At 70.9% G+C, this 15,963-nt stretch carries 11 protein-coding genes; 3 read left to right on the top strand and 8 right to left on the bottom strand.

Features of this window, described 5'->3' with window-relative positions:
- Window positions 1-683: SagB/ThcOx family dehydrogenase (locus tag D7V88_RS14720; RefSeq protein ID WP_120541278.1), on the top strand; the 683-nt coding region annotated here is incomplete at its 5' end.
- A 40-nt stretch (window positions 684-723) separates the two neighbouring features.
- Here the strand turns inward: D7V88_RS14720 and D7V88_RS14715 are convergent.
- The 8 genes from D7V88_RS14715 to cysD all read right to left on the bottom strand — a co-directional run bounded on the left by D7V88_RS14715 (window position 724) and on the right by cysD (window position 12,164).
- The gene (locus D7V88_RS14715) at window positions 724-1,140 is read right to left on the bottom strand and encodes a BMA_0021/BMA_0022 family TOMM bacteriocin (protein WP_120541277.1); all 417 of its coding nucleotides are present in this window, start codon (window positions 1,138-1,140) and stop codon (window positions 724-726) included.
- A gap of 1 nt (window position 1,141) precedes the next feature.
- Window positions 1,142-5,233, bottom strand: coding sequence for a TOMM system kinase/cyclase fusion protein (locus tag D7V88_RS14710; RefSeq protein WP_244238151.1), 4,092 nt, complete (start codon window positions 5,231-5,233; stop codon window positions 1,142-1,144).
- 48 nt (window positions 5,234-5,281) lie between these two features.
- Complete coding sequence (locus D7V88_RS14705) at window positions 5,282-7,078, bottom strand: FHA domain-containing protein (protein WP_120541275.1); 1,797 nt, start codon at window positions 7,076-7,078, stop codon at window positions 5,282-5,284.
- Between the two features lie 60 nt (window positions 7,079-7,138).
- Window positions 7,139-8,224 carry an alpha-hydroxy acid oxidase gene (locus D7V88_RS14700; protein WP_120541274.1) on the bottom strand — a complete coding sequence of 362 codons (1,086 nt, stop codon included), beginning with the start codon at window positions 8,222-8,224 and terminating at the stop codon, window positions 7,139-7,141.
- 24 nt (window positions 8,225-8,248) lie between these two features.
- Entirely contained in the window at window positions 8,249-9,319 is a 1,071-nt protein-coding gene (gene hppD / locus D7V88_RS14695; RefSeq protein ID WP_120541273.1) for a 4-hydroxyphenylpyruvate dioxygenase, read from the bottom strand.
- A gap of 115 nt (window positions 9,320-9,434) precedes the next feature.
- Entirely contained in the window at window positions 9,435-9,986 is a 552-nt protein-coding gene (cysC, locus tag D7V88_RS14690; protein ID WP_120541272.1) for an adenylyl-sulfate kinase, read from the bottom strand.
- A gap of 7 nt (window positions 9,987-9,993) precedes the next feature.
- Window positions 9,994-11,259 (bottom strand): sulfate adenylyltransferase subunit 1, encoded by a 1,266-nt coding sequence (locus D7V88_RS14685; RefSeq protein WP_120541271.1) that lies wholly within the window; start codon window positions 11,257-11,259, stop codon window positions 9,994-9,996.
- The gene (gene cysD / locus D7V88_RS14680; RefSeq protein WP_244238150.1) at window positions 11,259-12,164 is read right to left on the bottom strand and encodes a sulfate adenylyltransferase subunit CysD; all 906 of its coding nucleotides are present in this window, start codon (window positions 12,162-12,164) and stop codon (window positions 11,259-11,261) included. The genes D7V88_RS14685 and cysD overlap by 1 nt, the downstream gene beginning before the upstream one ends.
- A 217-nt stretch (window positions 12,165-12,381) precedes the next feature.
- On the opposite strand from cysD, the gene D7V88_RS14675 reads away from it, so the two are divergent.
- Together D7V88_RS14675 and D7V88_RS14670 are read left to right on the top strand one after the other, a co-directional pair.
- Entirely contained in the window at window positions 12,382-13,164 is a 783-nt protein-coding gene (locus D7V88_RS14675) for a thioesterase II family protein (RefSeq protein ID WP_120541269.1), read from the top strand.
- 175 nt (window positions 13,165-13,339) lie between these two features.
- Window positions 13,340-15,820, top strand: coding sequence for a WD40 repeat domain-containing protein (locus D7V88_RS14670; RefSeq protein ID WP_120541268.1), 2,481 nt, complete (start codon window positions 13,340-13,342; stop codon window positions 15,818-15,820).
- Window positions 15,821-15,963 lie beyond the last annotated feature (143 nt).

Raw genomic sequence — 15,963 nt, 5'->3', positions numbered from 1 at the left:
ACCCACCCGCCCTCAAGCCGTCCGTCGCGCAGGAGTCGGTGGAGCTGTACCGCCCGGACATGGAGGCGCTGCGCACCAAGGACATGTCCTTCACCGAGGTGCTGGAGAACCGGCGCAGCCTCCGGGGCCGGGGCGCCACCCCGCTCACGGTGCGGCAGTTGGGGGAGATGCTGTATCGCGCCGCGCGCGTGCGCGACGTGAGGAGCACGCTCGACGGCGACATCACCGACCGGCCCTACCCCAGCGCGGGCGCGGCGTACGCGCTGGAGCTGTACCCGCTCGTCGGCGAGTGCCAGGGCCTGCCCCCGGGCGTGTACCACTACGATCCGCTGGGCCACCGGCTGGAGAAGCTGAGCGGCCCCACGCAGGAGTTCCAGGCGCTGCTGGACGAAGCGCGCTCGCCGGTGGAGCCCTTCGACAGGCCGGAGGTGCTGATGGTGGTGGCCGCGCGCGTGCCCCGGCTCGCGTGGAAGTACGAAACGCTGGCGTACTCGCTGGTGTTGCAGGACACCGGAGCGCTGGTGCAGACGCTCTACCTGGTGTCCACCGCGCTGGGCTTGCGGCCCTATGCGCTGGGACGCAGCGACCCGGACCTGTTCCAGCGCGTGGCCGGGGTGGACGGCTTCGCGGAGGCGTCCGTGGGCGCCTTCGCGGTGTCCGGAGGCTCGACGCCGGCCCCCTGAGCCATTCAAGGGGCCAGGGGACGCGGGCGCCGGGCCGGGCTCAGCAGCAGGGGCTGCCGCAGCAGTGCGAACGGTTGTACGTGTCCGTGAGGCTGGACAGGGCGACGGCATGGTCCGCCACGTTGGCCGGCTTCTTCGGCAGGGGCAGCTCCACCTCCGCGCTGCCGAGCTTCCATTCGTTGGAGGCGACCGCGTCCGCGCCGGTGGCGGGGACGACCTTGAGCTGGATGCCGGCGGGCAGCTCGAAGTCGAAGCGCTCCTTGAGCGCCTGACGGGGGTCGGCCTGCAGGGCCTTCTCGAAGGAAGGCTCCTTCCACGCCAGGGCGACGGCGCGCATCCACACCGACTGCCAGTCATTCACCGTGGCCCTCGCACCCAGACCCGACGAGGACGGCTTGCGCGCCACGGGGCGTGCCTTGGTGGGCGCGGCCTTCGACTCCGGCTTCTTCTTGCTCATGTCAGCAATCTCCTCCCAGCGCCTCCAGCAGCGCGCGGGCCTCCGCGACAGGCGGCGTTCCCAGCCCCTCGGTGAAGGTACTGTAGATTATCTGGAGCCGCTGCCGCGCTTCTTCCTGCCGACCCGACGTCTGGAGTAGGCGCGCCAGCGCGGTGACGGCCTGCAACTCCAGCATCCGCGCGCCCTGCGCGTGAGCCACTTCCGCCGCCTGCCGGAAGCACGCCTCCGCGGACAGGGCCGTGCCCCCATCGCGCACGAGCAGCACCCGGCCCTTGACCCGCAGCATCCTGGACTCGTGGTAGCCCTCACCCAGGGCCCGCGCGCGCTCGCGTCCGCGCTCCACCGAAGCGAGCGCCGCGTCCACGTGGCCCAGCTCCAGCTCCAGCTCCGCGAGCATGCCGTAGTACGCCGGCTGATCCATCTCCGTGCCGAACGCCTCGCGCATCGCCACGCTGCGCCGCATCGCCTCCAGGTCCTTCGCCGCCCAGCCGCGCAGGATGCCCACGTACGCGGACTGCTCCACGAGCCCGTAGCGGTGCGACAGCTCCGCGTGCTGCGAGATGAGCCGCGTCACCTCCGTGCGGTCGCCGTGCTCCTGCGCCATGAGCAGCAGGTAGATGAACGACAGGCCGATGCTGGTGCCGTGGTTCAGCTCCCGCCCCCACGCCACCGCCGCCTCGCCGTGCGCCTTCGCCTGGTCCGCGAAGCCCAGCAGCCACAGCGTCCGGCACAGCACCACCTCACCGCCCACGCGCGTGTCCTGCCCGTAGAGGATGCGGTGCATCCGGTGCGCGACGGGGTCGAACAGCGCGACACACCGGTCCGCCTTCGCCTTGGCCTCGCCCAGGCGGCCTTCCAACAGCTCGATGTTGGAGAGGATGGTGAGCGCCACCGCCTCCTGCCCCGCGTCCCCGGACGCCTGCGCCAGCGCCACCAACCGGTCCAACAGGCCGCGCACCCGGCGCTGGTCGCCGCCCAGGTGGTAGTAGATGGACAGCACCCACAGCGTCGGGGCCGCGTACGGGCTCTCCCCCACGGTGAAGAGCAGCTCCAGCGACCGCTCCGCCACGTTGCGCAGGTCCTGCGAGCGCCAGCCCTGCGTGGACATCAGCGCGGGCGCGAGCACGCCGTTGAGGCCCAGCTCCAACTGCGCGCGCTCCAACGGGTCGTCAATCGCGTCCAGCCACGACAGGCCCAGCCGCGAGAACAGGATGACCTCCACGTAGGCGGAGCGGATGAGCGCGGCGAAGGCGGCCTTCTGCGCGTAGACGATGGCCTTGCGCTTGAGGTTGGCGCTCGCGAAGTGGTGCGCGAGCAGGTCCGGCCGCTCGTTCACCACCTCCGGGAAGTGCTCCTCCAGCGCCGCCGCCGCCTTCCCGTGCACCTGCTGCCGGTGCCGCTTGAGCATGGAGTCGTAGGCCGCGTCGCGCACCAGCGCATGCTTGAAGAGGTACACGGGCCCCTTGGGCCGACGCTTGCGGTGCAGCAGGCCCGCGCCCACCAGCCGCTCCAGGTCCGCGTCCAGCGCCTCGGGCGTCAGCGGGCTGAGGTGGCGCAAGAGCTCATGCGACAGCTCGCGGCCCAGCACCGACGCCACCTGCGCCGTCTCCTTGCTGCGGCCCAGCCGGTCCAACCGCGCGACGAGCAGATCGCGCAGCGTGCCCGGCACCACGGGGCTGCCCTTGCCCACCTCCAGCGCGAAGCGGCCCTCGCGCTGCACCAGCGCGCCGGACTCCAGCAGCGCGCGCACCAGCTCCTCGATGAACAGCGGGATGCCGTCCGTGCGCGAGACAATCTCCTCCAGCGCCTCGGCGGAGAGCGGACCGCCCGCCGCGGCGGCGGCCAGTCGCTCCACCTCCGCGCGCGCGAGGGCGCCCAGTTGCACCTGCATCACCGACGACGAGGGCCAGGGCGGCTCGAACTCCGGACGCGCGCTGAACACCGCGAACAGGCGCGACGACGACACCTCCGCCACCAGCTCCTTCAGCAGCTCCAGCGTGGACGGGTCCGCCCAGTGCAGGTCTTCCAGCGCCAGCACCACCGGCTGACGCTCCGAAAGCGCGGCGAGGAACGCGAGCAGCGCGTTGCGCGTCAGCTCCCGGTGCTTCAGCGGCGACACGTCCAGCGGGGCCCAGCGCTCCGGCGGCAGCGGCAGGGACAACAGCGGCGCGAACAGCGGCATCGCCTCCGCCAGGTCGAAGCTGTAGCCGGACAGCAGCGCCTCCAGGCCCTTCAGCCGGCCCTCGGGCGACAGGTCCCGGTTCGGGTCCACCATCCGCGTGAGCAGGTCCACCACCGGGAAGTACGCCTGGCTGGAGCTGTCCGCCGTGCAGCGGGCCTCCAGCCACGTGTGGGGATCCACGCCCAGCTTGTCGCCCAGCTCGCGCGTGAGGCGCGACTTGCCGATGCCTGGCTCGCCGGTGACGAGCACCGCCTGCCCCTGCCCCGTGCGCACCTGCTCCCAGCGCGACAGGAGCAGATCCAACTCCCGGGCGCGGCCCACCAGCGAGAGCGCGACCTCCGTGCCGCTCCACGTCGCGTCCGCGCCCTGGAGCACGAACGTCTCCAGGCCGGGGGGCAGCAGGTCGTGGACGGGCGTGGGCCCGGGCTCCAGCGGGAAGTGCTTGCGCACGAGCTGCTGCGTGTCGCCGGTGAGGAGGATGGCGCCCGGGGGCGCGGACGTGCTCAGGCGGAAGGCCAGCTTCGGCGTGGTACCCACCACGAAGCCCAGGCCGGACAGCGTGGGATCCCTCTGCTCGCGCGACACCACGAGGCCCGTGTGCAGGCCCACGCGGATCTCCACCCGCGTGCCGCGCTCGGATTCAATCGCGCGGCCCCGGCGCTGCACCTCGGCCACCATGTCCAGCGCCGCCTGCGCCGCGCGGCGGGCGTCGTCCTCCCGCGCCGCCGGATAGCCGAAGTAGAAGAGGACGATGTCGCCCAGCGCGCTGGCGATGTGGCCGTTGTAGCGCCGGGCGATCTCGATGCAGACCTCCTGCTGGGCACCCAGCACATGGTCCAGTTCCTCGATGTCCACCGGGCCCGGCGCCGTCGCCGTGGCGGACAGCGTGCAGCACACCACCGTGAGCTGCCGGCGCTCGCCTTCCGCCCACCGTCGCGCGCGCGTGGACAGGGCGTTGGGCGTGCGGCTGCTCAGCTCCACCGTCGCCGTCTCCGCGTTGGGGGACGCGGGCTGGATGCGCACGGGCGCGGCCCGGCGCGGCAGGTTGGACAGGTCCACCGCCTCCAACTGGCGCAGCAGCACCTCCGCGGAGACGGTGCGCTGCGCGGGGTCCTTGGCCGTGGCGCGCTGGAGCAGCTTGCCCACCGGGTGCGCCGCGAGGAACGCGGGGAGGGGCACCGGCTCCGAGGAAAGCTGCTGGAAGATGACCTCCGCGACGGTGGCGCCCTCGAAGACACGCTTGCCGGTGAGGCACTCCAGGAACACCAGCCCCCAGGCGTACAGGTCCGAGCGCGGCGTGGGCGCCTGGCCGCGAAGCTGCTCCGGCGCCGCGTACGACGGCGTGCCCAGCGATTCGTTGGTGGAGGTGATGCGCGGCTGCGGCTCCGCGCGCGTCAGCTCATCCGTCACCGACCCGATGCCGAAATCCAGCACCAGCGCGTTGCGGCGCGCGCCGGTGGGCACGACCATGATGTTCGCGGGCTTCAGGTCGCGGTGCACCACGTTCTGCGCGTGCGCGCACGCCAGCGCATCCAGCAGTTGCAGCATCAGGTGGCGCACCTCCACCGGATCCAACACGCCCTCCTCCGCGAGCACCTGCGCCAGGTTCTTGCCGGGCACGAACTCGAAGATGGAGTAGACGGCGCCGCCCTGCGCCCGCCCGGAGTCGATGAGCCGCACGATGTTCGGGTGGTGCATCTGCGCGCACAGCTTCATCTCCCGCTCGAAGCGCGCGCTGCGGCGCTCCACCGACTCCGGCGTCGCGCCCTCCGTCAGCCGCAAGAGCTTCACCGCCACGTTCTGGCCGGTGGTCACCTGCCGGGCCTTGTAGACGCGGCCGAAGCCACCTTCCCCCAGCTCCGACAGGAGCTCGTAGCGGCCCTCGAAGGCCTCCAGCAGGTTGGGATCCATGGGGTTCTTCATCGCGCTCCCGTGCCACGCACTGTTGCCCACCGCGTCTCAACCGCGTGCCGCGCCGGCCCCCTGCGAGGGCGCCAGCCGGACGACCTGTCCCCCCCGCCGAGGCAGGGTGATGACGAACTCCGTGAACTCACCCGGCACCGTCTCCATGCGGAAGGTGCCCTGGTGTCCCTGCACGATGATGTCATGGCTGAGTGACAACCCCAGCCCCGTCCCCTGCCCCGGGGGCTTCGTCGTGAAGAAGGGGTCGAAGATTCTCTGCGCGCTCGCCGTGGGGATGCCCGGACCATTGTCGCGCAAACGCACCTCCACCTGCTCCGGCCGGGCCAGGGTACGGACCTTGAGCACCGGCACATACCCCACCCCCTGTGCGGCCCACTTCTGGCGCATGGCGTAGAGCGCGTTGTCCACGACGTTGATGATGACGCGGCCCACATCCGCGCGCACCAGCTCCACGCTCGCCACGGCAGGGTCGTACTCCGCGTCCAGCCGGACGGGCATGGGCTGGCCGCGCACGCCGCCCTGCCCCAGGGCGATGCTCTCAGCGACCAGCGCGTTCAGGTCCACCGCTTCGCGAGGCCCGGGTGAGCGCCTCGCGTGCTGAAGCATTCCCTGGATGAGCGAATCCGCGCGCCGGCCGTGCTCGTTGATCTTCTTCGCGTTGGTGCGCAGGCAGTCCAGGGCTTCGTCCACGTCGCGCACGGAGGCAGCGTCCAGCTTCTCGCGCTGGGGCGCCATCACCTGGGCCAGGTCCTCCGTGAGGCCCACCGACAGGCCGGCGAAGTTGCTGATGAAGTTGAGCGGGTTGCGCAACTCATGCGCCATGCCGCCCACCATCGACGCGAGCGAGGCCAGCTTCGCGTCCATGATGAGCTGCATGCGCTGCACCGTCTCCTGCTCGATGCGGCGGTAGAGCCGGGCATTCTCCAGCGCGAGCGCCGCCTGTCCCGCGAACGCGACGAGGAAGTCCAGGTCGTCCTCGGAGAAGCGGTTGGGCGTGGAGAGGTTGTCCACGTACAGCACGCCCATCACTTCGTCCCGGGGCTTGAGCGGCACGCACATGGACGCGCGGATGGAGCTGAAGATGATGGATTCGGCCGCGTCCAGGCGCGGGTCGTTCACCGCGTCGGAGAACAGCGCGGCCACGCTGCGGCGCAGGACGAAGTCCACGATGTTCTGGCTGAAGATGGGCCCGCGCACGGGCGTGCCCTCCGCCGTCTTCGACACGCGCGGCTCCAGCTTCCCGCTCTGCTCATCCAGGAGCAGGATGACGCCCCGGTCCACGTGGAGGATTTGGAAGGCGAGGTCCAACACCTTGCCCAGGAGCGTGTCGAAGTCGTCCGTGACGGACAGCAGCTTGGCCACCTCCTGGAGGATGCGCAGCCGCTCCCGTGCGCGGGTGGCCGCGATCGCCGCCTCCGACGCGGACTGCTCCGGACCGGGCACCGCCTGCACCAGCGTCTTCAACGGCACGCGGGTGAGCGCGCGCGTGAGCTGGGGACGGGGCTCGTCGGAGGAGGCCTCCCCCGGGGTGCCCGGCGCCACGGCCGGGGGCGCGTCGCGGGTGAGCAGGAAGACGAGCTCGCCCAGGGTCAGCGTGTCACCGGGGCGCAGCTCCTTGCGGCGGATCTGCTCGCCGTTGACGAAGGTGCCGTTCTTGCTCTGGAGGTCGGTGACGAAGAAGCGTCCGTCGGTGCGCTCGATGCGGGCGTGCTGGCGCGACAGGCTGCGGTGGGGAATGCAGATGACCTGATCATCGGCGCGGCCGATGGTGAGGGGCGCGTCCCCCAGCGGATAGGACAGCTCATCCGGCTGCCCTGGGTTGTAGACGAGCATCGGCAAGGCGGACCCCCTCCGGGGTGAAAGCCTAACCGAAAAGCCCCGCTACCCAACGCGTCAGGGCGCGCGGCGCCGCAACACGGAAGCATCCAGCGACGCGAGCGTGGGCCGCCCGGAGAGCGCCAGGGCCAGCTCCAGCTCCTCGCGCAGCAGGGAGAGCAGATGTCCCACGCCCTCCTCCCCGCCTGCCGCGAGCCCCCAGTACACCGGGCGCCCCACCAGCACCGCCTTCGCGCCCAGCGCCAGCGCCTTGAGCACGTCCGTGCCCCGGCGGATGCCGCCGTCCACCAGCACCTCGCACCGGCCGCGCACCGCCGCCACCACCTCCGGCAGCGCCTCCAGCGGAGGCAGGGCCCCGTCCAACTGCCGGCCGCCGTGGTTGGACACGATGAGGCCGTCCACGCCCGCCGCCACCGCGCGCTCCGCGTCCTCCGCCGTCAGCACGCCCTTGAGGACCACCGGCAGCCGGGACACCGAACGCACCCACGCCACCGACTCCCACGTCAGCGACGCGTCGAAGTCCCGCGCCGCGTGGGCCGCGATGCCCGACTCACCCGGCGCGCGCGTGGCCAGCGCCTGGCTCACGCCGGTGTCGAAGTTGGCCGCGCGCACGTGGGCCGGCAGGCCGAAGCCGCTGCGCACATCCCGCATGCGCCGTCCCAGCCGGGGCGTGTCCACCGTGAGCACCAGCGCCCGGTAGCCCGCGGCCTCCGCGCGGCGGATCAGCGCCGTCGTCACCGCGCGCTCGCGGAAGCAATACACCTGGAACCAGAGCGGCCCGGAGGCCACGCGGGCCACGTCCTCCAGCGAGCGGCTGGCCATGGTGCTCACCACCATCAACCCGCCGTGGGCCCCGGCGGCGCGCGCGGTGGCCTCCTCGCCGTCCGGATGCGCCAGGCACTGGTAGGCCATGGGCGCCACACCCAGCGGGTGCTTCAATGTCGTGCCCAGCAGGCTCACGGAGGTGTCGCAGCGGGACACGTCCACCAGCACGTTGGGCCGCAGCCACCACGATTCGAAGGCCCGCCGGCTGTCGCGCAGCGAGCACTCGTCATCACTGCCACCGCACACGTAGTCAAAGACATCCGCGGGCAGCTTCGCGCGGGCCTGCTGCTCGTACTCGTCCAGGCACAGGGGACGCATGGGACTCCAGGGCGTGAGCCCGGCCTACGCCTGGGCCCGCGCGTAGTCGCGCTCCACCGCCTCGAACAGCGCGCGGATGTTCGCCCCTCCGAAGCCGCGCGCTTCCTGGCGCTGGATGACCTCGAAGAACAGCGTCTGGCGGGAATGCGAGGACCGGGTGAAGGTCTGCAGCAGCGTCCCCCACTTGTCCCGGTCCACCAGGATGCCCAGCTCGCGCAGGGGCTCCAGGTCGAACGCGAGCGTGCCCAGCCGCGACTCCAGCCGCTCGTAGTACGCCGGCGGAATCTCCAGGAACGACAGGCCCTGCCGCAACTGGCTCACGCACCCCACGATGTCCGGCGTCAGGAACGCCAGGTGCTGCACGCCCGGGCCCCCGTTGCGGCGGAGGAACTCGCCAATCTGGCCGGGGTTCTCCGAGGACAGCGGCTCCTGGAGCGGGAAGCAGATGCGCTCCGACAGGCTCTGCACCACCTTGGAGTTCATCCCGCTGGCGGCCGTGTGCACCACCTCCTCGTGGGACTGCCGGAAGCCGAAGACGTGCTCGTAGAAGCGCACCGTCGCGTCCAGCGTGCCCGGCTCCAGGCAGATGGCCAGGTGGTCCAGGCCGGAGAGCGGCTCGGAGTCCAGCAGCACCGGCGCCTCGCTCGGCACCAGGCCCGGCGGCAGGAACGCGCCCACCGGCGCATCGGACTGGATGAACGAGTGGACCAGGTCGCCCACCGTCGCCACCGTCGCCTGGAGCATGCGCCGCCCCGCGCCGTCCTTGCCCACCACCGGCTCGCGCAGCGGCTGGGCCCCGCGCTGCGTGACGTGCCCGAACGCCGCCACCGCGTCCGCCGTGCGCAGCGCGATGTCCCGGACGCCGTCCCCATGTCGCTCGACGAACGTGGACGGGGCATCCCCCGCCTCCAGCCCCTGCGTCAGCAGGAGCCGCAACGTCCCCTGCTGCAACAGCACGGAACGCCGCCCCACGAGCCCCGTCTCCGGACCGCCCTGCGCCACCCGCCGGAACCCCAGGTTACCCGTGTAGAAACCGGACGCGGTCGAGACGTCGGCGACGAACAGCTCAACGTACTCGATATCATCGAAATACATGAATTAGACCCGTCCCGGTGAAATCAAAATTGCGTGGATGATAAACGAATCAGGAGAAGACGGGAATGCTATCCCATGCCTCTGACACGTTTGATTCCGTCCGCAGCGGATCTGCTCAGGCCGCATTGGCCAGCAGTCCGCGCACCCTCAATGCATTGAGGATGCGCCCCACACCCGACGCCACCGTCTCAGCGTCGGAACGGACGACCACCTCGGGCGATTCCGGCGGTTCGTAGGGAGCCGACACGCCGGTGAAGTGGGGAACCTCCCCCGCCAGGGCCTTCTTGTAGAGGCCCTTTACGTCCCGGGCGATGAGCACGTCCAGTGGGGCTTGGACGTACACCTCCAGGAACGGGATGTCGGCCCCAGTGGCCAGGGCGCGCACCTCGTCCCGGGAGCTCCGGTACGGGGAGATGGCGGCGGTGAGGACCCCCACCTCGTGCTTCGCCAACAGGCGCGCCACGTAGCCGATGCGCCGGACGTTCTCCTCGCGGTCCTCGCGGGTGAATCCCAGTCCGCGGGACAGGTGCGTGCGGACTTCATCCCCGTCCAGCAGCTCCACGCGCTGCACGGGCGCGAGGCAGCGGAGCACCTCCGAGGACAGCGTGCTCTTGCCCGCGCCGGACATGCCGGTGAACCAGAGGATGAAGCCTGGACGTGGTCGCATGGTCGGCCTACCTCTCCACGGCGGGGCCGTGGATCATCCCGGCGCCCACGGTGGCATTGCTGTTTTCGTCGATGAGGATGAAGCCACCGGTGCCTCGGTTGCGCCGGTACGCGTCGAAGAAGAGCGGCGCCGTCGTGCGCAGCGTGACGCGGCCCACCTCGTTGAGCTTCAGGCCGGGGCTCTGGTCGTCGCGGTGCAGGGTGTTGACGTCCAGCCGGTAGTGCAGCTTCTTCACCAGCGCGCGCGCCACGCGGGTGGTGTGCTTGATGGCCAGCCGCGCCCCGGTATTGAGCACCGTCTGGTCCGACAGCCAGCACACCATCGCGTCGATGTCCTGTCCCACGGTGGGCGGGTTGCCCGGGCGGCACAGCATGTCGCCGCGGCTGACATCCAGCTCCTCCTCCAGCAACACGCTCACCGACATGGGCGGGAACGCCTCCGCCACCGGCCTGCCCGCGAACTCCAGCGCCTTGATGCGCGTGGTGAAGCCGGACGGCAGCACCCTCACCTCGTCGCCCGGCCGCATCACGCCGCCCAGGAGCTGGCCGGTGCAGGCGCGGTAGTCATGGAACTTCTTCGCGGACGCGGGCCGGATGACGCCCTGCACGGGGAACCGCAGGTGGATGAGGTCGCGGTCGGACGCGATGTGCACGTTCTCCAGGTGGTGCAGCAGCGTGGCCCCCTGGTACCAGGGCATCTTCGTCGAACGCGTCACCAGGTTGTCCCCGCCCAGCGCGGAGATGGGGATGAACGACAGGTCCGACATGTCCAGCTTCATGGAGAACTGGCGGAACTCCTCGCGGATGCGCTCGAAGACGCCCGCGTCGTAGTCCACCAGGTCCATCTTGTTCACGCACAGCACCAGGTGCGGCACGCGCAGGAGCGACGCGATGAACGCATGCCGTCGCGTCTGCTCCAGCACGCCCTTGCGCGCATCCACCAGGATGAGCGCCAGGTCCGCCGTGGACGCGCCCGTCACCATGTTGCGCGTGTACTGCCAGTGTCCCGGCGTGTCCGCGATGATGAACCTGCGCTTCGCCGTGGCGAAGGAGCGGTACGCCACGTCGATGGTGATGCCCTGCTCGCGCTCGGCCTTCAGCCCGTCCAGGTGCAGCGCCAGGTTGACGTACTCGTCCCCCCGCGCGTGGCTGGTGCGCTCCACCGCCGCGAGCTGATCCTCCCGGAGGGACTTCGTGTCGAACAGCAGCCGCCCGATGAGGGTGCTCTTGCCGTCATCCACGGAGCCCGCGGTCGCGAGCCTCAGCAGCTCCACTAGAAGTACCCCTCGCGCTTGCGGTCTTCCATCGCCGTGTCACTGAACCTGTCGTCGGCGCGGCTGGCCCCGCGCTCCGTCACCCGCGACGCCAGCAGCTCCGCGAGGACCTGCTCCACCGTGGAAGCGGTGGACGCCACGCACGCGGTGCACGTCATGTCGCCCACGGTGCGAAAGCGCACGGCCTGCGTCGTCACCGTTTCGCCGGGCAGCGTGGGCAGGAAGGGCGATGCCGCCATCAGCATCCCGTCGCGGAGGAACACCTCGCGCCGGTGCGAGGAGTACAGGGACGGCAGCGCCACGCCCTCCCGCTCGATGTATTGCCAGACGTCCAGTTCGGTCCAGTTGGACAGCGGGAACACCCGCAGGTGTTCGCCCCGGCGGTGGCGGCCGTTGTAGAGGCTCCACAGCTCCGGCCGCTGGTTCTTCGGGTCCCACTGGCCGAACTCGTCGCGGAAGGAATACACGCGCTCCTTCGCGCGGGCCTTCTCCTCATCCCGCCGGGCGCCACCCAGGACGGCGTTGAAGCCGTGCTGCTCGATGGCCTCCAGCAGGGGCTGCGTCTGCAAGCGGTTGCGCGACGCGCGCGGGCCCTTCTCCTCCGTCACCCGCCCCGCGTCGATGGCGTCCTGCACGGACGCGACGATGAGCCGCGCGCCCAGCTCCGCCACGCGTTCGTCGCGATACTGGAGGACCTCCGGGAAGTTGTGCCCCGTGTCCACGTGCAGCAGGGGAAACGGCAGCGGCGCCGGCCAGAAGGCCTTCACCGCCAGGTGCAGCATCACCGCGGAGTCCTTGCCCCCGGAGAAGAGCAGCACCGGCCGGTCCAGCTCCGCCGCGACCTCCCGGATGATGAAGATGGACTCGGCTTCCAACACCTGGAGATGTGAAAGCGCGTAGCTCACGGGCGCGAAAGGTAGCACAGCCGGAGCGGCCTTCCGGAGGCCCGCTCCCACCCAGAACACACCGGATGCGACCCGTGAAAACAGGCGGTGAAACATCACCGTCCTACCTGTCAGGACGGCGGTGTCCCCGGGCATGCCCGGCCCGCGGCTGGCGGCCCCCACGCCGGGTGCGGGAAGCCGTTCCCGGACGGGGGCGCATGGTATAGACGGCCGTCCCATGCGAAGCGCGCCCCCTCCGAGTCCTTCCGCCCCTGATCGCTGGTTTCCGTCCCGCAAGCCGCTGCCGGAGCCTCGCCTGCGCCTGTTCTGCCTGCCCTTCGCCGGCGGGAGCGCGGCCATCTACACGCCGTGGGCCAATGCCCTGCCCGCGGGCGTGGAGCTGTGCGCGGTGCAGTTGCCCGGCCGCGAGCGGCGCCTGATGGAGCCGGCCTACAAGGCGCTGCCGGAGCTGATGGACGCGCTGATGCCGGTGCTGCTGCCGCTGATGGACCGGCCCTTCGCGCTGTTCGGCTACAGCATGGGCGCGCGCATCGGCCTGGAGGTGGCCCGGAGGCTGCGCACCCAGGGCGGTCCCCGGCCCCTGGGCTTCATCGCGGCCGCCGCGCCGCCACCGTCCCACAACGACCGGGAGCCCATCCACCAGTTGGATGACACGGGCTTCATCGCGAAGCTGCGCGACTACGATGGCACGCCGGAGGAGGTCCTCCAGCACAAGGAGCTGTTGGAGCTCATCCTCCCCACGCTGCGCGCGGACTTCGGGCTCGCGTGGTCCGGAGATGGCAAGGACACGGCGAAGCTGGACATCCCGCTGTCCGTGTACGGCGGCAGGACGGACAAGCACGTGGGCCAGAACCTCATCGAGCACTGGCGCGACGAGTCCACCGCCGACGTGCGCATCCGCCAGTTCGACGGGGGCCACTTCTTCATCCGCACGCACGGGCAGCCGGTATTGGAAGCCGTGCGTGAGGACCTGACGCGCTGGATGACGGCCGTCCCCTAGGGGCTGTCCCCCGGCCTGTCGTGTCTGCCGCGACTGTAGTCCCGAGGCAGTGAGCGCTCGGAGCCCGGGCCCACTCCTTCACCAGCTCTGCGACGCGCCGGGCACTCGCCCATTGAAGCCGGCGGAGGGTCGCCGCGAGAATGCGTCCCCCCCGCACCTCGCGGCGAAGGCCCCCATGCACCAAGACCTCGCATCCCTTACCGAGCTCTCCACCCTCGAAGCCCTCATCGACGCCGAAGGGGTGGACGGGCTGCTCGCCGCGCTCGACGACGCGCTCGCCCGGACGCCCGCGAACACGCGCGTGCTGCACGAGGACGGCCCCACCGTGGGGCCTCGGACGCTCGGCGTGCTGCGCAAGGCCGTCACCCTCGACGCGGACTTCCTGCGCGAGCACCCCGAGGCACTCTTCCAGTGCCTCTACAACCGGCTGCGCTGGTACGACGCGCCAGACGCCGCGCGGCACTTCTCCGTCACGGGCCAGGGCCCCTGGGACGACCCGGAGGCGCACCTCCACCAGCTCGCGGCCTGGTGGCGACGGCAGCGCGAGTCCTCCGGCGGCGCGCCCTGGGTGGAGTCCCTCCTGCCGCTGCGTGGCGCGCTGGAGGGTGCCGACGTGTACCTCTGGCACGAGTCCCAGGTGTTGTGCGCGGCCTTCGATGCGACGGGGACGCGGCTGGCCACCGGCTCGTACTCCGACGGCTCGCACGCCGACGGTAACAACGTCCACGTCTGGGACGTGGCGACGGGCAAGCAACTCCGGGTGATGGAGGGCCACGAGATGGAGGTGCGCGGGATTTCGTGGAGCCCGGATGGCAAGCAACTGGCCTCGGGCTCCAGGGCGCATGAAGCGCGCGTCTGGGACGTGGAGACGGGAGAGCACCTGCACCTGTTCCGCCGTCAGGAGGGACAGGTGACGTCGGTGGCCTTCAGCCCGGATGGCACGCTGCTGGCGGTGGCCAATCTCGGCTGGCTCATCCACCTGTATGACCTGGACACGGGTGAGAAGGTCCGCACGCTCAAGGGGCACCAGCAGTCCGTGCTGAGCGTGGCGTTCCATCCCTCGGGACGCTGGCTCGTGTCGGGCGCGTCGGACGACACGGTGCGCGTGTGGGAAGTGGCCACGGGCGAGCAGGTGGCGCGGTTGGATGCGCAGCGCTCCGTGAGCACCGTGGCCTTCAGCCCGGACGGCGAGTGGCTCGCGTGGGCGGACCTCGACGACGTCGGCGTGGCGGAGACGAAGACCTGGCAGCGGGTGCGCGGCATCCAGGGGGGCTCGCGCTACTCCCACGTGCAGTGGCTGGGGACCTCGCGGCTGGGCCTCTTGGGGTACGACCGGCTGGAGGTGCTGGACGTGAAGGACGGCGCCTCGGTGTGGTCGCGTCCCTATTCCTCGGACGGGCACGAGCGCGGCGCGGCCTTCTCGCCGGACCTGAAGCACTTCGCGCTGACGGCCGTCGATGGCGGTGTGCTGCTGAGCCGGCTCGATGCGCCCACTCCCCCCAGGCTCCTCTGCGAGCAGCACCGCGTGAAGCACCTGTGGGGACGGGCCGAGGGAGCCCTGGCCGTCGCGATGCGGATGGATGGCATGCTCGTCATCGATGCCCAGGGCCACGTACGCGAGCCACCGCCCGAGGCCAATGCATCCAACCTGCATGCCTGGCGCTTCAGCGGGAACGACGCGCTGGCCGCCTATCCCGTCACGAGCTACCTGGAGGACGGGTGGCGACGGGGCATCCAGTTGTTCGACCTGGCACGCCTCGCACCGAGGATGGAGCTGACCGGGAAGCCGCTGGAGGGACGGGATGCGTCCAGGAAGATGACGATGAAGCAGGTCATGACCTTCTCCCCGGACACGACGCTGCTCGCGGGGACGTTCGAGCTGGGCGTGGTGCGAGTGTGGCGCGTGGCCGACGGCCAGTTGCTCCACACACTCAAGGGCCCCGAGGCCCCTGTCACGATGGTGGAGTTCACCCCGGACGGCGCCTACGTCGTGTCGGGCCATGAAGAGCCCTCCCGGCTCCAGGTGCACGACGTGAAGACGGGCCGGCTTGTGCTCGACACGCAGGCCTTGATGAAGCCCGCGGTGGCGTACACGGCGGCCGCGCGCGTGCCGCGCATCGCGGTGGGACGGGCCTCGGGTGAGCTCGAGCTCTTCGACCTGACCGCGGGTTTCCGGCGCGTGCTCCAGGTCTCCGAAGAGCCGGTCATCGCCGCGAGGCTCTCCGAGGATGGCCTGCGGGTGGCCGTGTGCACACTGGACGACCGGGTGCGCCTGTATGAAGCGGACACGGGGCGGCTCATGTACGAGGTACAGCACCCCGCGCCGCCGTTCCTGGTGGCCATGGAAGGGGACGTGCTCGTCACCCGCTCGGATGACCAGAAGACGCGCTTCTTCGACCTCGCCACGGGGGCGCCGAGAGAGGTGCTCGATGGTAACGCGGAGCCCGATGAGGTGACGCGCCGCGCGTACTGGGAGGTGCTCAGCGACGAGCCCGTCGCGTTCCATCGCCGGATGGAAACCACGCCCCTGGCGCGCTTCCACGACTCGCTGGAGGAGACGATCATCCTGCGTGACGGGCTCGTCGTGGCGCGCGGACTCACCATCCCGGACTTCCTCTACGTGCTGAAGCTCCACGACGCCTCGGGCGGAGCCTGAGGCCCGGAGTCACTGGCAGCCCAGATGCCACTGGCGCTCCACGCCGTCGAGCCACACACGAGGCTCGGCGGCCCTGCGCATCAGCCCCCCCGCGCACCTTGCACGCGCCACCGGCCCGAGCGGCCATTGTCCGACGCTCGCGC

Origin of the sequence: Corallococcus terminator (assembly GCF_003611635.1) — a bacterium.
Classification (GTDB): domain Bacteria; phylum Myxococcota; class Myxococcia; order Myxococcales; family Myxococcaceae; genus Corallococcus; species Corallococcus terminator.
The sequence above is the reverse complement of the archived record's forward strand: the minus strand, read 5'-3'. Positions and strand labels throughout refer to the sequence as shown.

Coding starts and splice junctions, on each gene's coding strand:
- D7V88_RS14715 (WP_120541277.1), bottom strand. CDS start 1,140: ATGAGCAAGAAGAAGCCGGAGTCGAAGGCCGCGCCCACCAAGGCACGC.
- D7V88_RS14710 (WP_244238151.1), bottom strand. CDS start 5,233: ATGGATCCCAACCTGCTGGAGGCCTTCGAGGGCCGCTACGAGCTCCTG.
- D7V88_RS14705 (WP_120541275.1), bottom strand. CDS start 7,078: ATGCTCGTCTACAACCCAGGGCAGCCGGATGAGCTGTCCTATCCGCTG.
- D7V88_RS14700 (WP_120541274.1), bottom strand. CDS start 8,224: ATGCGTCCCCTGTGCCTGGACGAGTACGAGCAGCAGGCCCGCGCGAAG.
- hppD (WP_120541273.1), bottom strand. CDS start 9,319: ATGTATTTCGATGATATCGAGTACGTTGAGCTGTTCGTCGCCGACGTC.
- cysC (WP_120541272.1), bottom strand. CDS start 9,986: ATGCGACCACGTCCAGGCTTCATCCTCTGGTTCACCGGCATGTCCGGC.
- D7V88_RS14675 (WP_120541269.1), top strand. CDS start 12,382: ATGCGAAGCGCGCCCCCTCCGAGTCCTTCCGCCCCTGATCGCTGGTTT.
- D7V88_RS14670 (WP_120541268.1), top strand. CDS start 13,340: ATGCACCAAGACCTCGCATCCCTTACCGAGCTCTCCACCCTCGAAGCC.